Source organism: Staphylococcus nepalensis (genome assembly GCF_014635045.1).
GTDB classification, from domain to species: Bacteria; Bacillota; Bacilli; order Staphylococcales; family Staphylococcaceae; genus Staphylococcus; species Staphylococcus nepalensis.
Map to the genome: position 1 here is coordinate 147815 of NZ_BMCF01000004.1, position 17103 is coordinate 164917.

Genomic DNA, 17103 nt, shown 5'->3' on the forward strand with positions numbered 1-17103 from the left:
AAATACATCACTATATTTCAATGATTAAACTATAACGTCGACGGTTGGACGTGATCTGGTATAGGGTTTTTATAAGGATGTTTTTCTAATTTTTCCTTATGTTCTTTTTGAATAGATTTTAAAAGATTTTCATCTTTTAAAATATGCAAAGCCGTATTAGCCATAATCCTTGCAGCCCGAAACATCCCTTTAAATGCATAGGTAGATGTCCCTTGCGAAACCATTTGCCAAGTATGTAAGGGTGTTCCCATTGCTTCAGTAGTACATGTACATTGAGCTGTTGGTGCGACCCAACTCACGTCCGCTACATCAGTAGAGCCCATCATCGGTTTATCAGAAATAACGTAATCGTTAACGATACGACTTAGTCTTTGGTGGTCTAATTTATTACTGTCGCTTATAACCCCGAAACTTTGCAACATATTTTGCGCATTATCTTTTTCTGCTTGTGTTAAAGATTGCCAAATGTTTTCAGCAAAATTTAATTCATTTTCAGAATATACAATTTCTGATTCTTCTTCTTTTAAATAGTGGTACATAATTTCTTCCATTTTTCTATTAGGAGAATAATCAGAACATGCTTTATCAATTTCTATTTCACACTCAGTACCTGTCATTAAGGCTGCACCTTGAGCAATATTTTTCACTCTTTCTAACAATTCATTGGCCCCTTTTAAATTTTCAGCACGAATCAAATATAAAACTTCAGCGTTAGCTTGAACTACATTAGGCGAAATGCCACCTGTATTTGTCACAGCATAGTGTATACGATTAGTATCAGGCATATGCTCTCTTAAATAATTCACACCAACATTCATTAATTCAACAGCATCTAACGCGCTTCTTCCCAATTCTGGTGAATTTGCTGCATGTGAACTGATACCTTTAAATCGAAAATAAATTTGAAAATTAGCTAGTGATTTGTTGCTCATGATGGCATTGGCTGGTGAAGGGTGCCAGCAAAAAGCATAATCTAATGAATCAAATACACCTTCTCTAGACATAAATGTTTTACCAGAGCCGCCTTCTTCACCCGGACAACCATAATAAATGACAGTACCTGGCAAGTTATGCGACTTTAGGTACGCTTTGGTTGCAATAGCGGCCCCTAATGAACCTACACCGAGTAAATTATGACCACAGCCATGACCGTTGATTTGTCCATCAATAGATTGTTCTTCATCAATAGATTGTTCTTCATCAATAAGCGGTTTTTGACTTAAACCCGATAAAGCGTCAAACTCACCTAAAAAACCAATAACTGGTTTTCCATTACCATATTCTCCTTTAAAAGCAGTTTGAATGCCACCTAAATTTTGTTCAATTGCAAACCCTTCTGCTTCAAGAACCTCTAACAATTTCCCTGAAGATAAATACTCCTCAAACCGAGTTTCTGGATGTGACCATATGTATTCACTAGTTTTTGTTAACGTTGATTCTTTTTCTAAAATAATATTATTAACAAACTTTTGATGATTTGTATTATTCATAAAACCACTCCTTTTTATAAATTAATAATATGTTATCATTATAATTTATAAATAGAAAGCGTTTTCAAATACGATTTATGTCATTATCTTATAGTTTAACTAAAAATAAGGGGGGCGGGATAAAAATGAAAATACATAACAACGCTTGCTTTTCACTTTGTATTTCTTAACCTCAATCTACTTTAAAATATATTATAATAACGTAAGTTGCTCCAATTAAAAAATGAAAAAGACGAGACAGAAATCAGTTTTTGTTAAAAGATTTCGCCATCTCGTCTACGTATCGTTGGCTAGAAATAAATGGTTTTGTTATAAATACACACTATGTCATTCGTCAACGCTCAATGTTATATATAAGTCTGGAAAACGGTTGATATACCTCAGACTATTTTACATACCTTTAAAAATTAGAGGGGGGACTTGAATTTGATGCTTAACCAAGTAAGTCTTCTGATGTTGTATTAAAAAATTCTGTTAAAATTTTAACATCATGTTCTGATAACTTGGCTTGCTTGCTTTCTACACGTGCGATTAATTCAGTGCTTAAACCAGTGTTATAAATAGATGTTAAGCGATTCACTAATTCATCTACGCTTAAACCAATTGCTTCTCTATTACTTATTAAACTCATATCAAGACCTCCAACCCGTTTGTATTCACACTGTAAAATGATGATTCATTATGCTTTTATAATCATATGGAACCACATTACATATACGATTATCTATGCTGCCATTTTATATTGAGCTCCTTAGTATTCAATATAACTGTATTATCTATTAAAAGCAAACACAAATTAATTCCATAATTGAAATATTTTATATTTTTATAAAAACGGTGTAAATACTTTTTGTTATAAGTTGTAATAAGTCATTTTTGTAATCATAATCAAAAATGGATTTTAAAATTGATTTACTTCACTATTTTCTAATTCAATTGTCATTGAAGATGCGTTTTTAATAAAACCGATTTTTGAATATAATGGCGCTGCTTGGCTAGAAGCTTTTAAATTTACTACACTTATATTTTCTTCTTTACATTTCGTAAGCAATTGATCTAGTACATGTTTCCCTAAACCTAATCCTCTATATGATTTAATCGTGTATACATTAGTAATGTATCCCTCAACACCAGTATAATTATCATAAGCTGGTGGGATTTGTTGAAATACAACTGCTCCTGTTGATACAATTTGTTCATTCTCTATTAAAAAAACTTGATAAATATTATTTTGCTCAAAAACATTTTCAAAATATGCTCTCATATTATCATCAATATTTTCAGTTGCTGGCATACCTTGATCTAGTAATTGTTCTTTTCTTAATTTAATAATTGTTTCTATGTCTTTTTGATTTGCAATACTCATCTCCATATCTATTACTCCTTTATAAAAAAATATGAGCAAATAAATTTACTACATATAAAAGCTATATTCAACCATTAGATTTCAAGTTTAATAAATAAAAGAATGGAGTAATCAACCAAATTAAAATTTTGTATTAAAACAAACTTAATTTAAAATAGCCATATGCTTTATAAATATATATTTATAAAGCCATTTAATATTTCACAAGCAGGCGTTTTAAGCATAGGGCAAACCTTTTATTTTTATCTCAATGAACCTAAATCATAGATAGGGTAAAGCATTTAGACATATCTAAATTAAAATTTTATCTTAAACGTTCAATAGAAGGGTATTGTATTACTTGCTTTTTGAATATCTTTCGTATAAAAATATTGCTTACCTTTACCAGTGAAGGCAGGCATTAATATCAAATTCGCTTTTGCGTTGTATAACCATTCTGGGTTGACACCAGAATTTAAAATTTCTTGAAATTCTTGAAATTCTTTATTCCAATCCAAATTTACTTTCATTATATCACCTCGATTCCCATTACGGAACGCTTGTTCTATTTTTAAAATTTAAAAAACAGAGCAAACGCTAAAATATTTACTCTGTTTATGACATATACATATTAAAATTTTCACAAATTATTTTTTAACTTTATCGACTAAATCGTTAAATTTATCTTTGGCGTTTTCTGCCGCTTCTTTCACTTTACCAGAAGTTTTATCTTCTTTACCTTCTTGTTCTAATTTTTCATTACCAACTACATTACCTGCTGTTTCTTTAAGGTTGCCTTTAACTTGTTCAAATTTACTTTCATCTGCCATGTTTCATTACCTCCTAAAAAATAATTTTGTAAACAAGATTAATTAAAATCTACCACATAAATATATAATCTAAACATAAAACAATCCAATTTCACACAATTGACAAAATTCATAAAATAAATGTACGCATATTATATTGAGTTCGTCTATACTTCGTTTCAGTTTTTATATACATATTTATATCCTTAACATTATCTTTTACTTCTTTAAAAAAGGGTTAGTTATCATGTTATTATCAAATGGACAAACTGCTAACTAAGAAGTAAAAGCATAGTTAGTAAAACAGTCTATCCTTTTGTTTACCCTTAATTAAAATTTAACAACCTTAGAAACCCTTGAAAATACTGTGATTGAACTGCTTACACCGCTAAATTACATCATCATTTGAGAATTATTATGTTATTTTTACAGGTTTCTATCATTTTATAAAAAGACTGTTATATCAGTACTTTTAGAGTACCTTAGTGATTATAAGTTCCACTAGTTTTTAATGCTTTATAAATAATCTGCCCTTTTTTTGCCCTTTAGATTATACTATAAATAAACTAGACGAAATGAGGAATCTTAGTATGAGTATGTGGTTTTCTATAATTAATATTATACTAGCTATTATTACAGTTGTTTTAACGTATGGTAATTTAAAAATAATGGGGAGGGATCTTAGAGACAAAAAGAAATTTAAAGTTTTTATAGATTCGAAATTTATTGTATGTGATGTTAAAAGTTTGAGCGATGTCCCCGATAATAGTTACATCACTTTATTATTAAGTAATGTAGGGGACAACACTTTAATATCTGCTGACATAGAAATACCTGAAGAAAAGAAAGTACGTTCTGACCAGAGGATAGGCACTTTAAAACCTTCCCATTCATATTCATTTTATTTTCCGATTCGAGATGTATTAACAAAACATCTACTATCAAAAGAAAATAAAACAGAATACAAAGTATCTTTTAAACTTTCTTATTTCAATAAATACTATAATACCTATTTGAATGAAAACAAAAAACTTTTAGTTACAATTGAAAATCAGATAATGGAGACCGATAAGGTTATTATCAAAACAGACAATTTATATATTGAATCTAAAAAGAAAAAAGAATGTCGAAGTGAATAGAAAAATTCCCACCTTAATTGGTGGGTTTATTCTAATCTTTATACAATTTTGAATAATCATTAATAAGATCATCGAGGTTTTTATATGTCATTTTATTAAATTGTTTATCTAAAAATTTTATTCTTTTTTTTAATTCCCCTAATTTGTCTTTAAAGAATTGCGGATTTTCTTTTATTATCTCTTCTACTGATACGCTTTTTATAAATGGTTCACCCTTATAATCTTCTACAGGATATTTAACTTTATTTTCTCTGTCAAAAATTTGTGTACTCCATGAATAATGTGATGTTGGTGACAAATTGTCATCTATTGTATTCTGTATTAATTTTTTTGTGTCGCTAAATGAAATTGGTCTAAAAAAGAAGTCTTCTAAACTATGTATGTTAAGAGTGAGGTGCATTACGTCTCGATAGATTACAATTGAAGATTTAGATAAATTTTCATCTTTAACTTTTTTTGAAACATCACTTATTTTTTTATATTCATCTTTTATTTTTTCAATGTTTTTAGGGTAGAGAGCTTTAGAGCCATACAATAAATCACTTATTTTATTTATATGCTTTGGAATTTTACCTATCTCTTCTAAAATTTTGATATTTGTATCCATGTTTTGTTGTAAATCATTCATTTTAATTTGTTGTTTAAAAAGTTTTCGTGATTCACTACCTGCAATCCTAGCACCAATGTATGCACCCAAAAAAGTAGTGACTAAACCCATGATACCTATAATAACTTCTAATCTCTCATATTTTTTTAAAACACCTATACCAATGAAGTTTAAAATTAGAATCACTATAAGTACTCCTATAAAACCAGCAATCAACATTTTAAAAAATAGTTTTATTTTAATCACATCCTTATTTTATTATATCGCACATTATTTTATCTCTACAATATCTTTTAAATTAACTTTTCGTAATATAGTTTCTTCATATAAATAAAGTGATCGTTCATAGTTATCTACCTTGTGAATGTACCCTTCTATATTTTTAATATATCCATCTTCATAATAACTAACAGTGATCACTGGGTCATGGAACATTTTAAATACTAAAGTATCATTCAACTCGCTTAACTGGTCATCGCTTAATATAGGTTTATCTATTTTGTTTTGGTCTTGTATGTATTGCTCTAATCTTTCATACTGCTCGGGCATTGTTTTAAAGGCTTGCCACTTAACCATTTTACGTCCTTCTGGTATGCGCGGGTTAAGATATTCTCTAGGTATATTACGATAATCTGATTCATATTTATAGGGTTCTGGCATATCCGGATTAATAATTCTCATAGTATCACCTCAATCAATACTATAGAACACTTGTTCGTATATGTAAATAAAAAAATAACCACCCAGTGACATGCTTGAATGGTTGACGAAATAAATATTTTGGAGTTTTATATATGCATGTACCGATACTTTAACATAAAACAAAAACACCCACTAGTTGAGTGAGTGTTAATCCGTGATTTTAATATTATTTTTTTCTGACATTTCTCGAGCTATATTTCTAACTGGCATATTATAATTTGGGAACCTGTTTGATTTTCCAGTTAATTCACTAACTATCGACCTTAAATATGGAAATAAGATTGCCACTGCATTAGTTTTTAATAAATCTCTAAAATCGATTCCATCTGATTCTTTTTCATCAAACTCAAAATAACCCACTATACTCACTTCAAAAGAAAATGGTACATTTTCATTTTCATCAAGTTTGGCTCTTAATGTAATAATTGCTGTTTCTTCATCATCAATAATATTTATATGAGCATCAACATCTTCGTCAATAGTTATATCTTTATTGTTTTCAATATCAAACTCCGGGTTAGTTTTATAATACATAGTATCTACTACATAATTTATAAAGTTTATCGCCGCCATTATGCCGCCTCCGTTATTAATGAATCAATTTTACTTTCCTTCGAAGGAAAATCTTCTCTTTTATAAATAGGACTGGTGTAAGAAAAATTATTTGCAGTTTTAGTATAGGAGCACTTATTAAAATAATTATTCTGATATTCTTCATTTTGTTTTTTTCTATTATTTAAATTAAAAGCAGAAAGAACGTCCCATTTTTCTATTTCACCATTTTCATTTTCGGAGTAAAAACCACTCTCGTTATTACTAGGTGACTCTTCCACATCAAAACCAACTTCTTTAGCTAATTTAACAATTTCTTTTATATCATACATAATTACTACCTCCTAACTCATGACTTCTAATTCATTATACACTATACACTCCGTATCGTGTACACAAATCTGTTTCTCTGTTCTGACATATCCTATACTATCTAAATGGTTTTTATAGTTCTTATTAGTTGAAGGAAATGTAGCAGATATCACTTTGAAGTCACCGTACTTCATATATAGATTCATTAATTTACATCTTTTTTCTATTTTATCACCTGAAACTATAAACTTCTTTCCACTTCTTTCAACGAATTTAATGAATTCTGCCAATTTATCTTCTTCACTAGGTTTATCTAAGTTAATATAATATTTTTCAGGAACTAATATATTCGATTTTATAATTGCTGGTTTTTCATTACGGCTCCCCCACCACTCAGCCTTTTCATATAACTCATAAAAATAAACGCCATGTCCGAGCCATTCATTTTTCTTGGTTGATTTTTTAAAATTATTATTTTCGATTATATTTAAAGCAGAATTTTGAGTAGTACCATGATACCCTAATATTTCGATATTCAAACTGCATCCCCATCTTTCTGAAGATTAAAACATATTAATCGTAAACTTTTTACGCTTATTAGTCAATGAAATTTCAAAAAAATAACCACCCAGTGACATGTGTGGGTGGTTTGCGTGGGAGCATTCTCAAAAAAGTTGCTCCGTGACGGAATGATTACCGTGAATTTGCTGGTAAATGTTTCAACCAGCTTGTTTAAAAAGGATAACAATATCCCATGGCACTATGCCTTATTGTCCGTATCGTATATATTATACTCAATCGTACGGTATCGAGTTAGAAGTCCTCACTCGGTTTTATTAACGTCAGTATGCCCCCTCTGACAAATCAGATACTGGACTGGAAGAAGTCACCAGTCGGGACCATGTTACCCACGGTATCTCTCGTATTTTATATATATATTATACCACATTTAAACATAAAAATAACCACTCCGAAGAGTGACATCAAAAAGGATGAAGTGTCGGAGTACTTCATAACTTTATAATATTATAAAACTTTCTGTTTTACAACGCTTTTATTTCACATAAAAAAAGCAGGGCAGGCACAAAAGTCCCCCCCTTGTAGCGACAATAAATAGCAGTATCTAACTATAACCGTAACATAAAAAAAGACAGACCCGAAAGTCCGTCTAATCTATTGTATGGTTAATAATGATCGTGCCTATAATATACAATAAAAAAGCGCCTCGCAAAGAGACGCTGAATATATTTTAAGGCCAATCACAGTGGATTGCGTGGCTTTAAAGCCTATTTATAATTTAACATATTTTTCCGTTTAATCAAATAAAAAAAGAGCAGACACGGGACAATGTGCCTACTCAGTGTGAACTAGAAATACAATCATTGAAAGCGCATTTATATAATAATATAAAAAAGACACCCCGTAAAGGGGCGTTGTGAAAACTCATTTTTAAAATGAGACGATAAATACAGTTGGTATTATATCAACGTATTTATTATATTAGCATAAATTTTTAATTATGCAAGTTAATAAAAAAGACAAGCACAGGGGCCTGTCTCTTCATACTCGCATGTTTTAATAAAAATAAAGGAACGTGAATATATGTCTACCTATAAACTATCACTTTCTAATGACTTGGTCAAATAAAATAAAAAGCACCCTATTTAGGGCGCTTAATAATGCGTTTAAATGTACTTTCAAGGCGTGCTTGTGACCAAAGCACATTCATAATATAACATATTTTGTCTATTTTAACTAATTTACAAAATTAAAAATAGGCGGACTTGAAAGTCCACCTATTCATTCGACGATTAATTATTTTAAGTTACATAGAAAGGAGTCTAAGCTCTCTGCAATTAACTTACCATTTTTTATAAACTTAATCAAGTTAAAATAAGAAGGCACCCCTAAAGGATGCCTCATGCGTAAAAAAAATAGAATTGGTGAGTCAATAAATAATCATTGCCTCTATTTATAATGTAACATATGAGAATTAGTTTAGCTAATAGTTCCCCATAAATTCCCTAAACCTTGATTAGGAGGAGCTACTCCATTCCATGTACGTATTGGTAAATATCTTCTACCATTAAAACTATCGTAGCCTACCCATACATGCCCATCTTGTAACATCACTTCATCATATTTAATAGATTCACCAGGTTGTAACCACCCACTAATTGCTAAGTTAACAAATGGACCTATCATGTGTACTGCTATAGGTTCATTACCTACTTTGAACGTAGCTTGTTCAGACATATACCAAGTATTATGTTCATTTTGTTGCCAACCTGTATTAGTTGCAAGTTTGTTGTTACTAGTCGGCTTGTTTATAACTGTGGAGCCCTTAGGAATTTTCCCGTTATAATATTGTTTGATTTGGCTAATGAAATAATCTTTTGTTTTATTAACAATATCTTGCGGCGCTCTTTGTGTTGATGTGTAACCGGCGTGTAGTGCCATTGATCTATGTGGACATTGCGTAGGTGAAAACTCGTTGTGTAATCTAACAGTGTCTCTATTGACCGGTAATTTCCATTTTTTTAACATACGCGCTGCTTCTTGGAATACGGCTTGCTCATTATCTAAAAATGTTTTATCACTCGCTGAAAACGATTGGCATACTTCGAAACTGTAATAGTCTCTATTACCTTCTTCGTCTGCTGTAGCCCATGCGATACGACTTTCAGGTAATGCTTGCCAAACAGTATCACCACTAATATAACTATGTGCTATACCGATTGCTAATCTTGAATAAGGTGCGTTTACTAAACTATTGTGGTATTGCATAGCCGAAGAACTTCCTGCATCATTATGAATGACTACGCCTTTAGGTTTATAGCCACGTTTAGGTAATTTATATCCTTTAACTTCATCTCGGTTATATTTTAATTTCTTCATTTGTTTTTTTGCTTGTTTTTTCTTTTTCTTAGTTGTTTTCTTACTATCAGCTACCTTAGGCACCCAGAAACCAGTACAACCATAGTAATTATCTGTGCGTAGTTTAGGTGGTAAATTAGCTTCATTATTCCAATTTTGTTCTAGAACTTGTACAGTATTAACATTCGCTTTAGCGTAAACAATCCAAATGTGACCATATTTTTCATATCCTGGTGTTCCAAAGTTAGCTACGCCAATTGCGCCAACGGGTGGTACGTAATTGGGTGTATTATCATGCCATGTAAAGTAAGGTCCTAGTTTATTATCCACTGCGTCTTTAGCATCACCCCACATTTTTACTTTGTTATCAGTAAACCACAAGACATAATCAATAATTAGATCCATACATTGGGCGTTAAATCTTTTATCTGCATCAATAGCACCCGGTTGCATTGGCAAATAGCCTGGTTCTCGATAAGTTAATTTTGTAATTCTATAAGGACTATCTACTGTCCCTTTTTTATAAGCTTTTAATCTGTCGTTAATCTGTTTTTGCGTTTTACTCAATTTAAATCACTCCTTTATATAATTAAAAAAGCTGACGATATACGCCAGCTCTAATTGTTAACTTTTAGGTAAACCACTATTGCCACCTAATTCATCTTTACTCTTATTATCTTTACTAAATCCTTTTTTATCCTTGAACGTTTCCCAAATACCAGTTGCCATTAACCCACTAATGAGACCAGCTAGTAATCGACCAGCAATAGATAGTTCGGAAACAATTTCTGGTATAAAAGCAGTTAACCCACCTACTACCACGCCAATAAATATTGAAATAATTGGTATAATATTTTTCGGAATTGCTTTTGTTCGTTTTATTACTTCTGTTAGTGCAATAGTTATTACAGAGATAATCCCTGCAAATGCTATAATCTGTTCCATTTATAAAAACCTCCATTTATAATAAAAACAGGGCGCTGAGAAACGCCCTGTGTTGCATCGAGAAATGTATTTACCTGTGGTTGTGCATAATAAAAAGCCGACACGAATGTGCCGACTTCTCATACTAGTTATTTACAATTGCCGAACCAGAAACATTCCCAAAAACTAGCGCCGAATACTATTGAATTACTTAAAAAATTTAGCATAGATCTCACCCCTTTCTATAACTACATACCTAGCCACATTTTTATAGAAGTCCATACAAATGTGCCTATAATAGAAAATATGGTTCCAAGTATTAACCATTTAAGTTGATTAAACTGCTTTTTGCTTTCTTCTTTGTTCTGTTTCTCTGATTCTCTTTCTCTATTGATAGAGTCCAAAGTATAGTTCATTTTCATATTAGTTAATTCTTGGGTATGTTGCCCCTTTTCTATTTCTTTTAATGAGTTATGAAGTTTTTCTATAGATTCATTGATTTCTTTTCTATCTTCCTTCATTGTATTTTCAATACTTCTAAATCTACTATCGTTATATCTGTCTTTGTCCTCTAAAATACCGACCCGTCGCTCGATATCTTTAGTCCCTTCATCACTCACCGTTTCACCTACTTCCATCTAAATAAAAACCACAAGCCTAAGCCTGTGATTGTTCCGGGTATTTCTCTCCAGTAATTAATGCGTATTCTTCTTTATCGATTGCACCCTTTTCAACAAACCATTTTATTTGCTCGTTAGTGTAACTCCCCCAACCGTACATGGTCTTGATATCTTCAAATGTCGGAAATAGTAGTTTCATTTTAATTATCCCCCTTTAACTTTTCTAACTCTTGTTTTGTTTCAACAATTTCTTGTGCTAATCTAGCATTTTGTTGTGTGAGTTCAGAAACCATTACGTTTCCTTGAACGATTTGTATTTGCATATTTGCGAACATTTTTCTTAGTTCTTCATCTGTGCCAGATAAATTTAAGTTAGGTGGCTCAATAGGCGGAAATGTTTCTGTTTCTTCTTTGTATTCGTTGTTAACTTCAATTTGTCCTTCGTTAAACAAATAGTATCTGGGTTTAAAATTTCTAATAAAGTCACTCGGTATATTGTCTATTTCAATACCATCTTCAAAACCTCCTACAATAGCATAATTAATAATTTCATCATTGGTATTTATCAATATTTGCATCATTTCCACCCCTCAACTTTAGTAATTGTAAACGCATTTTTATCTTTACCAGAAGGTTTTAAGTTTTTATAGTCAAACGCAACGTCATGTCTTACAAATGGTTTAATCCCGTTTTTCACATTAACAGACGATTCATAAAACTCGACAAGTTGTCCTTCGGCATCAGTTAAATTAAAACGTTGTATTGTTATGTTATCTATCACATTTGAAACCAATACTGGTTCATTAAATGTTCCTCCAGGGAATTTTCCTGATATCATAACTAAACTGTAATTATAAATACTATCCGTTAAGTTAAACTCTGTATTTACACCGTTAGCAGAACCTTCAAATAAAACAGTATGTTGTTTAGAAAGTTGTTCATCAGTATACCGATTAGCATCTGCTAATGTTTCGTTAGCGCGTGATTCTGCGCTATTTTTAGTTTCTACTTCTTCGTCTAGGGGTAGTGAAACTAATTCTTTCCAGCCACTGTCATTACCTTTATGAATGTTCTTTTTGTATGTTTTACCACTAGCGCTTATAGTTGCTATAATTTGCTTAGTTTCATCATGACCTATGGTTACATCAACATTCCAATATTGAGTGTTATCGTCACTACCTTCTGGTGCATTTTTCATTCTCCACATTTGATAAAAACCACTATTCAATTCTACTGGGTCTGTATCTGAAACTCTTATGCGCTGTCCATCTCCTTCAGTTAATTTATGCTTTTGCCACTCCTTAGACTCCCCTTGAGTAACAACTTCACTATTCAGAACACTCTCTTTAAACGCTTGATGTTTATCATCCATATATTGTTTATCGTCATCAAACTTACCAGAATACTCACTTGCCTTGTTGTTTATTTCTTCTAGTCGTTTGTCTGCTAAATCATTTAAAACTTTAACACTATCGGCTTTAGCAACCTCAATATCAGTTAAACCTTTTTCTCTAGCTTGTTCTAGTTGTGAAACATAATCCTTTGCATTTGCCATCTTATCTTCAATATCAGTGATACGATTTGCAATAATAGCCTGTAACTCATCATATTCAACGATATATTGAAGTTTAGTTTCTGCACTGATTTGGCTAACAATAGATTTTTCAATATCGAATGTTACAATTCGTTCAGCTACAGTCACATTAGAATTACCTTTTTCAGATATAAAGACTTGCATTGTAACTGTACCTTCACGTTTTAACATCTCATTAGGAATGTAATATTCAAAACGCCCATTGATATTTGGCTCAGTAAAATGCAAGGTATCTTTTACAAATGACCCATCATTGTGTTTTAGTGCAATATGTCCAGTAACGTTTTCCGTACTCAATAATAAAGGCTTATTACCTTTTGTTACATTAAATACAAAAACCGCCGAATCTCTATCAGCGGTTGAAAAGGTAACATTTAATTTTGAACGAGGTTGATATCTTGCAGTGTTTTCCATATTGATAATTGAACTTTTATCTAAATTACTTACCATTATTTAACCACCTCACTATTAATGATAAACCAATCTGTTTTATCATCGCTGTTTTTATAATTTCTGTACAATATTTCTAAATTATAATCAGATACATTTCTAACAACCCTATGCATATATCCGTTATTTTCTCCTTGTTCAACATGTATTATCCAACCCGCAACTCCTTTTTTACTATTTGGAAAGTCTATCATACGTTTGGAATCTTCAGTCGTCATGTAATAGGTTAGCCCTACAATATTTAAATCAGCTATCCGGTTAATATGTGTAGGTACTCTTTCCCAAAACCCTGCAGTTTTCTGGGTGTAATTCCACGGTCCTATGCCGTTTCTATCTCCTTTACGAGAAACAAAACGTTCGAAAGTTAGCATATTTCTTCCATAACTGTTTCTTATTAACCTTTGCAATACGTCTCCATTAGATTGAGAAGGTTCTACTTGGAAAAACCAACCAGCGTCTCTTTGTTTTTTATCTAAAGGGAAGTCATCTATATTTTTTATATGATTCGTATATAAATAATAGTATCCTGGTGTAGTGATAGTAGATAATAGCCTCATATTTTCTGGATCTACAGGTAATGGTTTTACACGCCCTCCCGTATCAGTTAACGGGGTAGGAATGCCACGTGAATGTAATTGATCTAGTACACCACGCTGAGCAACACCATAAATTTTATGAGTTCTATTGCCTGAACCACCTACTGAAAAACCTATTAACAGTGCTTTTCTATTTTCGTCATCATAATATATTTGTAAACCTTCTGGTTCTGAAAAATTACCTGGTACAATACCACCATCACCACCGTAATTTATTTTAACTTGATATTTTTGTTTACCTGTTTCTAAATTATAAGTTGTTAAATAATTATCAGTTTTAATACTCGATGTACCAGTTGTCCAGTATAATGTATCTTCATCAAATCCAACACCTTGCATAGGTTGGGTTGGGTTAGTTAAATTTAATGGTAAATCTATTTTGTATAACACCTTGTTAATTCTCTTATCGATATCATCTAAATCTCTAATCTCTACATAATTTCGAGATTGCCTAGTTTCCCACTCGCTACTAGGATATTCAACTCTGTATAAAATTTTGTTTTCCACTTCGTTTATAACTGGTGTGATATAGGGTAACTCTGGGTGGCCCGTGAATACTTCTTCCATACCATATGTGCCATAAGCCATTTCTACATTAGGTGTATATTTAAATCGTACAACTTTATGTTTACCTTCACTATCAACAATGTGAGAATATATCCATAATTCATCATTTATATATCGATAACCGTTATGCGTTCCATGTCCTCCATTTAAAATCAAACTACTATCAATGTATTCTCCGTTAGGTTTTAACCGAGTTAACATATAATCTGCACCTTGTGCTTGAGTCATATAAATAATACCTGTTCGTTTATCAAACCAAAAATGTTGCATAACCGCGTTTGTTAAAGGGCTTAAATCAGTGACATATAAAAACTCTTGTTTGTTCGGTTCAAATCTATATTCAGCATCAAGTATCGTTTTTTTAGCTTTTTCTACTTCTTCTATTGTTTCTTCTTTATCAATTTTTGTTCTTTCTTCCCATTTGATTAGGTGCTCTTTTAACGTAGGGAAATGATTACCAAAAATATCCACTCTCGCTTGTACAATTTCATTTGCACTGTTGTTTCTGGGCGCTAAGACCAAACGATCAATTTGTGTCTGTAAGTCCTCGAATGTTTCTTTTGATGTTCTAGCACCATGTTTGATTTGTGAAGAAGTATGAGCGTTATTCTCATCTGTACGATGATAGTGAAAGTCATCTTTGATATAGTTTATATTTTCTATAATATATTTAAAATTACTAACCATCATACGTCTGTATTCTTGACCTAAGTCAATTGGAAAATTAAGATAATACATTGCCATCCCCCTTTTCTAAGTTTTCTATTTTTTGATCTAATTCATACACTCTATTCAATAAATAATAGTTATCATTTTCTAATTGTGTTATTCTATCGTTCAAATTTTCCGGTAAACCTATAACATAATCAGCGTGGGCTACAGGTATAAAAGTATTTCCTTCTTTATCTTCTAAATATCTAACTTCTGCTTCATTCGCCAATGAGAACACTCCCTACAGAATCTGAATAATTACTTGTAGACACAATTTGATTTGTTCTTCTTGCTCGTTCACTTATAACAAAATTATTCATATTTTTGATTTTCATACTTTCTTGTAATTGAATTTTTAATATATCTTTGCTGGCATTGCTAAATTCAACTTCAACTGGTTTAGAGACAATCGGATGTGATTCAGTTATTTTGACCACTTTTAACTCCATGTTGTAACCCATCGGTTTGTGAATAAAACGAACTAAACTATTTTCTTTGATATCGCCACTCTGGATATAGTGTTTGTCTTCAACGCTGCCTAAATAATTAGTAGCGATTTCCACGACTGGTTCATCTTGTAATTCATTTACCAACGTATTCATTAAATCATCGTAATTTAATGCTTCGTCATCATAAACTGTAGCTGCTTCTAAATGCCCAAAGGATTCATAATTAGGTGATTTATAAGTCGCTTTAGTGTGGTACACATCCTCACCTTTTAACACTGCTGTTAAATTCAATACAGTGGATTTACTTGTCCCAACATACATACAAGGCGCTGACTTTTTATAGTCAACGCCACTTTTAGCTTTTTTAAATACTGCTTTAAATGTATGCTTACCTTTACTTAAACCACTTGCTATAATTATTTTCTCTGTTTCCGCGTTCTTGCTATAACATTCAAATTCGCCTTTGCTTTGGTTATCGATGAATACTTCTAACACGCCGCCTTTAGACATTTTCTTTAAAGTCCATTCAAGACGTTCATTTCCCCATTTGCACTCAAATTCTTTAGTATAACTTGCACCTATCTTTTCAGTTCTCCAAGTACCTTCTTTAATAAAACTACCAGAATATGTTAAATCTTTAGGTTTGATGGGACTATAATTGTTTGTCTCTGTTTTAGTTTTCTTTTTACCAAAACCTCGAATAATCGTCTTTAAATCGACTGTGTTAATCGTTACTTGAGCATCGTCATTATTATACTTATATATAATAGGCTCATCTGAACGTTCATAAAACGTTTCTTCGTCATAAATATAAATTGTTTTGTTGTCTGCAAAGTAAATGTAACCGAATAATTCAGCACCTTCCACAAGTGCCTCTAAACCATTCTTTCCGCCTAATTCATCTAAAGGCATACGTTTGTTAAACGTACCAACGAGTTTGTACTTAAAGCCTATTTTATTTCCTTTGAAAATATATTTAATATATTCTTCAACTGTATAATTAGGTTTATTTTTTTCATCTTCATCAGTATTCAATTCTTCGTTTTCTAAATCTTTATCTATATAGTGATGTTGAAAGTCCATAAATATATGTTTGGCTTCTACTTCGTTCTTTAATACAACTCCATCATAAATAGGCTTTGTACTTTTAATAACATAGTATTGGTCCTTCCATAACAACAACATTTCATTTGTAATCGTGTCGAAGATATCTGCATTTTCGGTAGATTTAAAAATAGTGAAACTAATTGATCTATCGTTATTTCTTTCATACTCATATTTAAAAGATTCATAATCTAAATCTGTAAGTATTTCTCCAAATTGTTGCTTTCTATTCGTCAATATTAATGAGTCCACATA

20 protein-coding genes are annotated in these 17103 nt (G+C 31.4%); 1 reads left to right on the forward strand and 19 read right to left on the reverse strand.

The genetic code is table 11. From position 1 onward, the window contains the following. Positions 1 to 29: 29 nt before the first annotated feature. From IEU88_RS07765 to IEU88_RS07785, 5 genes are all read right to left on the reverse strand, one after another. The gene (locus IEU88_RS07765) at positions 30 to 1490 is read right to left on the reverse strand and encodes a M20 family metallopeptidase (RefSeq protein WP_103372967.1); all 1461 of its coding nucleotides are present in this window, start codon (positions 1488 to 1490) and stop codon (positions 30 to 32) included. Between the two features lie 433 nt (positions 1491 to 1923). After that, entirely contained in the window at positions 1924 to 2121 is a 198-nt protein-coding gene (locus tag IEU88_RS07770) for a hypothetical protein (protein WP_096810197.1), read from the reverse strand. 270 nt (positions 2122 to 2391) lie between these two features. Next, positions 2392 to 2862, reverse strand: coding sequence for a GNAT family N-acetyltransferase (locus IEU88_RS07775; protein WP_096810200.1), 471 nt, complete (start codon positions 2860 to 2862; stop codon positions 2392 to 2394). A gap of 311 nt (positions 2863 to 3173) precedes the next feature. Further along, the gene (locus IEU88_RS07780; RefSeq protein ID WP_096810201.1) at positions 3174 to 3365 is read right to left on the reverse strand and encodes a hypothetical protein; all 192 of its coding nucleotides are present in this window, start codon (positions 3363 to 3365) and stop codon (positions 3174 to 3176) included. 117 nt (positions 3366 to 3482) lie between these two features. Continuing rightward, positions 3483 to 3665: a CsbD family protein gene (locus tag IEU88_RS07785; protein ID WP_096810203.1), complete on the reverse strand. Its 183-nt coding sequence runs from the start codon at positions 3663 to 3665 to the stop codon at positions 3483 to 3485. 569 nt (positions 3666 to 4234) lie between these two features. On the opposite strand from IEU88_RS07785, the gene IEU88_RS07790 reads away from it, so the two are divergent. After that, positions 4235 to 4783: a COG1361 family protein gene (locus IEU88_RS07790; protein WP_115359566.1), complete on the forward strand. Its 549-nt coding sequence runs from the start codon at positions 4235 to 4237 to the stop codon at positions 4781 to 4783. A gap of 31 nt (positions 4784 to 4814) precedes the next feature. Here IEU88_RS07790 and IEU88_RS07795 read toward each other — a convergent pair whose 3' ends face one another. The 14 genes from IEU88_RS07795 to IEU88_RS07860 all read right to left on the reverse strand — a co-directional run bounded on the left by IEU88_RS07795 (position 4815) and on the right by IEU88_RS07860 (position 17100). Beyond that, on the reverse strand, positions 4815 to 5609 hold the full coding sequence (locus IEU88_RS07795) for a hypothetical protein (protein WP_148095947.1): 795 nt from the start codon (positions 5607 to 5609) through the stop codon (positions 4815 to 4817). 51 nt (positions 5610 to 5660) lie between these two features. After that, a complete protein-coding gene (locus tag IEU88_RS07800; protein WP_103372649.1) occupies positions 5661 to 6071 on the reverse strand; it encodes a YolD-like family protein in 411 nt (136 codons plus the stop codon). 168 nt (positions 6072 to 6239) lie between these two features. Then, positions 6240 to 6665 (reverse strand): protein-export chaperone SecB, encoded by a 426-nt coding sequence (locus tag IEU88_RS07805; protein ID WP_103372650.1) that lies wholly within the window; start codon positions 6663 to 6665, stop codon positions 6240 to 6242. Further along, positions 6665 to 6976 carry a hypothetical protein gene (locus tag IEU88_RS07810; RefSeq protein WP_103372651.1) on the reverse strand — a complete coding sequence of 104 codons (312 nt, stop codon included), beginning with the start codon at positions 6974 to 6976 and terminating at the stop codon, positions 6665 to 6667. Before IEU88_RS07810 ends, IEU88_RS07805 begins: the two co-directional genes overlap by 1 nt. Positions 6977 to 6988: 12 nt before the next feature. Continuing rightward, entirely contained in the window at positions 6989 to 7495 is a 507-nt protein-coding gene (locus tag IEU88_RS07815; RefSeq protein WP_170006807.1) for a hypothetical protein, read from the reverse strand. Between the two features lie 1459 nt (positions 7496 to 8954). Beyond that, complete coding sequence (locus IEU88_RS07820) at positions 8955 to 10400, reverse strand: SH3 domain-containing protein (protein WP_103372652.1); 1446 nt, start codon at positions 10398 to 10400, stop codon at positions 8955 to 8957. A gap of 57 nt (positions 10401 to 10457) precedes the next feature. After that, positions 10458 to 10778 carry a holin gene (locus IEU88_RS07825; RefSeq protein ID WP_103372653.1) on the reverse strand — a complete coding sequence of 107 codons (321 nt, stop codon included), beginning with the start codon at positions 10776 to 10778 and terminating at the stop codon, positions 10458 to 10460. A 227-nt stretch (positions 10779 to 11005) separates the two neighbouring features. Continuing rightward, complete coding sequence (locus tag IEU88_RS07830; RefSeq protein ID WP_229719046.1) at positions 11006 to 11395, reverse strand: DUF2951 family protein; 390 nt, start codon at positions 11393 to 11395, stop codon at positions 11006 to 11008. Positions 11396 to 11414: 19 nt separating this feature from the next. Beyond that, positions 11415 to 11576: an XkdX family protein gene (locus tag IEU88_RS07835; protein ID WP_103372654.1), complete on the reverse strand. Its 162-nt coding sequence runs from the start codon at positions 11574 to 11576 to the stop codon at positions 11415 to 11417. A gap of 1 nt (position 11577) precedes the next feature. After that, complete coding sequence (locus tag IEU88_RS07840) at positions 11578 to 11955, reverse strand: DUF2977 domain-containing protein (protein WP_160148681.1); 378 nt, start codon at positions 11953 to 11955, stop codon at positions 11578 to 11580. Next, positions 11955 to 13421: a BppU family phage baseplate upper protein gene (locus tag IEU88_RS07845; RefSeq protein WP_103372656.1), complete on the reverse strand. Its 1467-nt coding sequence runs from the start codon at positions 13419 to 13421 to the stop codon at positions 11955 to 11957. The genes IEU88_RS07840 and IEU88_RS07845 overlap by 1 nt, the downstream gene beginning before the upstream one ends. Then, positions 13421 to 15322, reverse strand: coding sequence for a phage baseplate protein (locus IEU88_RS07850; protein ID WP_103372657.1), 1902 nt, complete (start codon positions 15320 to 15322; stop codon positions 13421 to 13423). Before IEU88_RS07850 ends, IEU88_RS07845 begins: the two co-directional genes overlap by 1 nt. Then, entirely contained in the window at positions 15309 to 15524 is a 216-nt protein-coding gene (locus IEU88_RS07855) for a hypothetical protein (RefSeq protein ID WP_103372658.1), read from the reverse strand. The genes IEU88_RS07850 and IEU88_RS07855 overlap by 14 nt, the downstream gene beginning before the upstream one ends. Further along, the gene (locus IEU88_RS07860; protein ID WP_103372659.1) at positions 15514 to 17100 is read right to left on the reverse strand and encodes a phage tail protein; all 1587 of its coding nucleotides are present in this window, start codon (positions 17098 to 17100) and stop codon (positions 15514 to 15516) included. Before IEU88_RS07860 ends, IEU88_RS07855 begins: the two co-directional genes overlap by 11 nt. Positions 17101 to 17103: the final 3 nt, after the last annotated feature.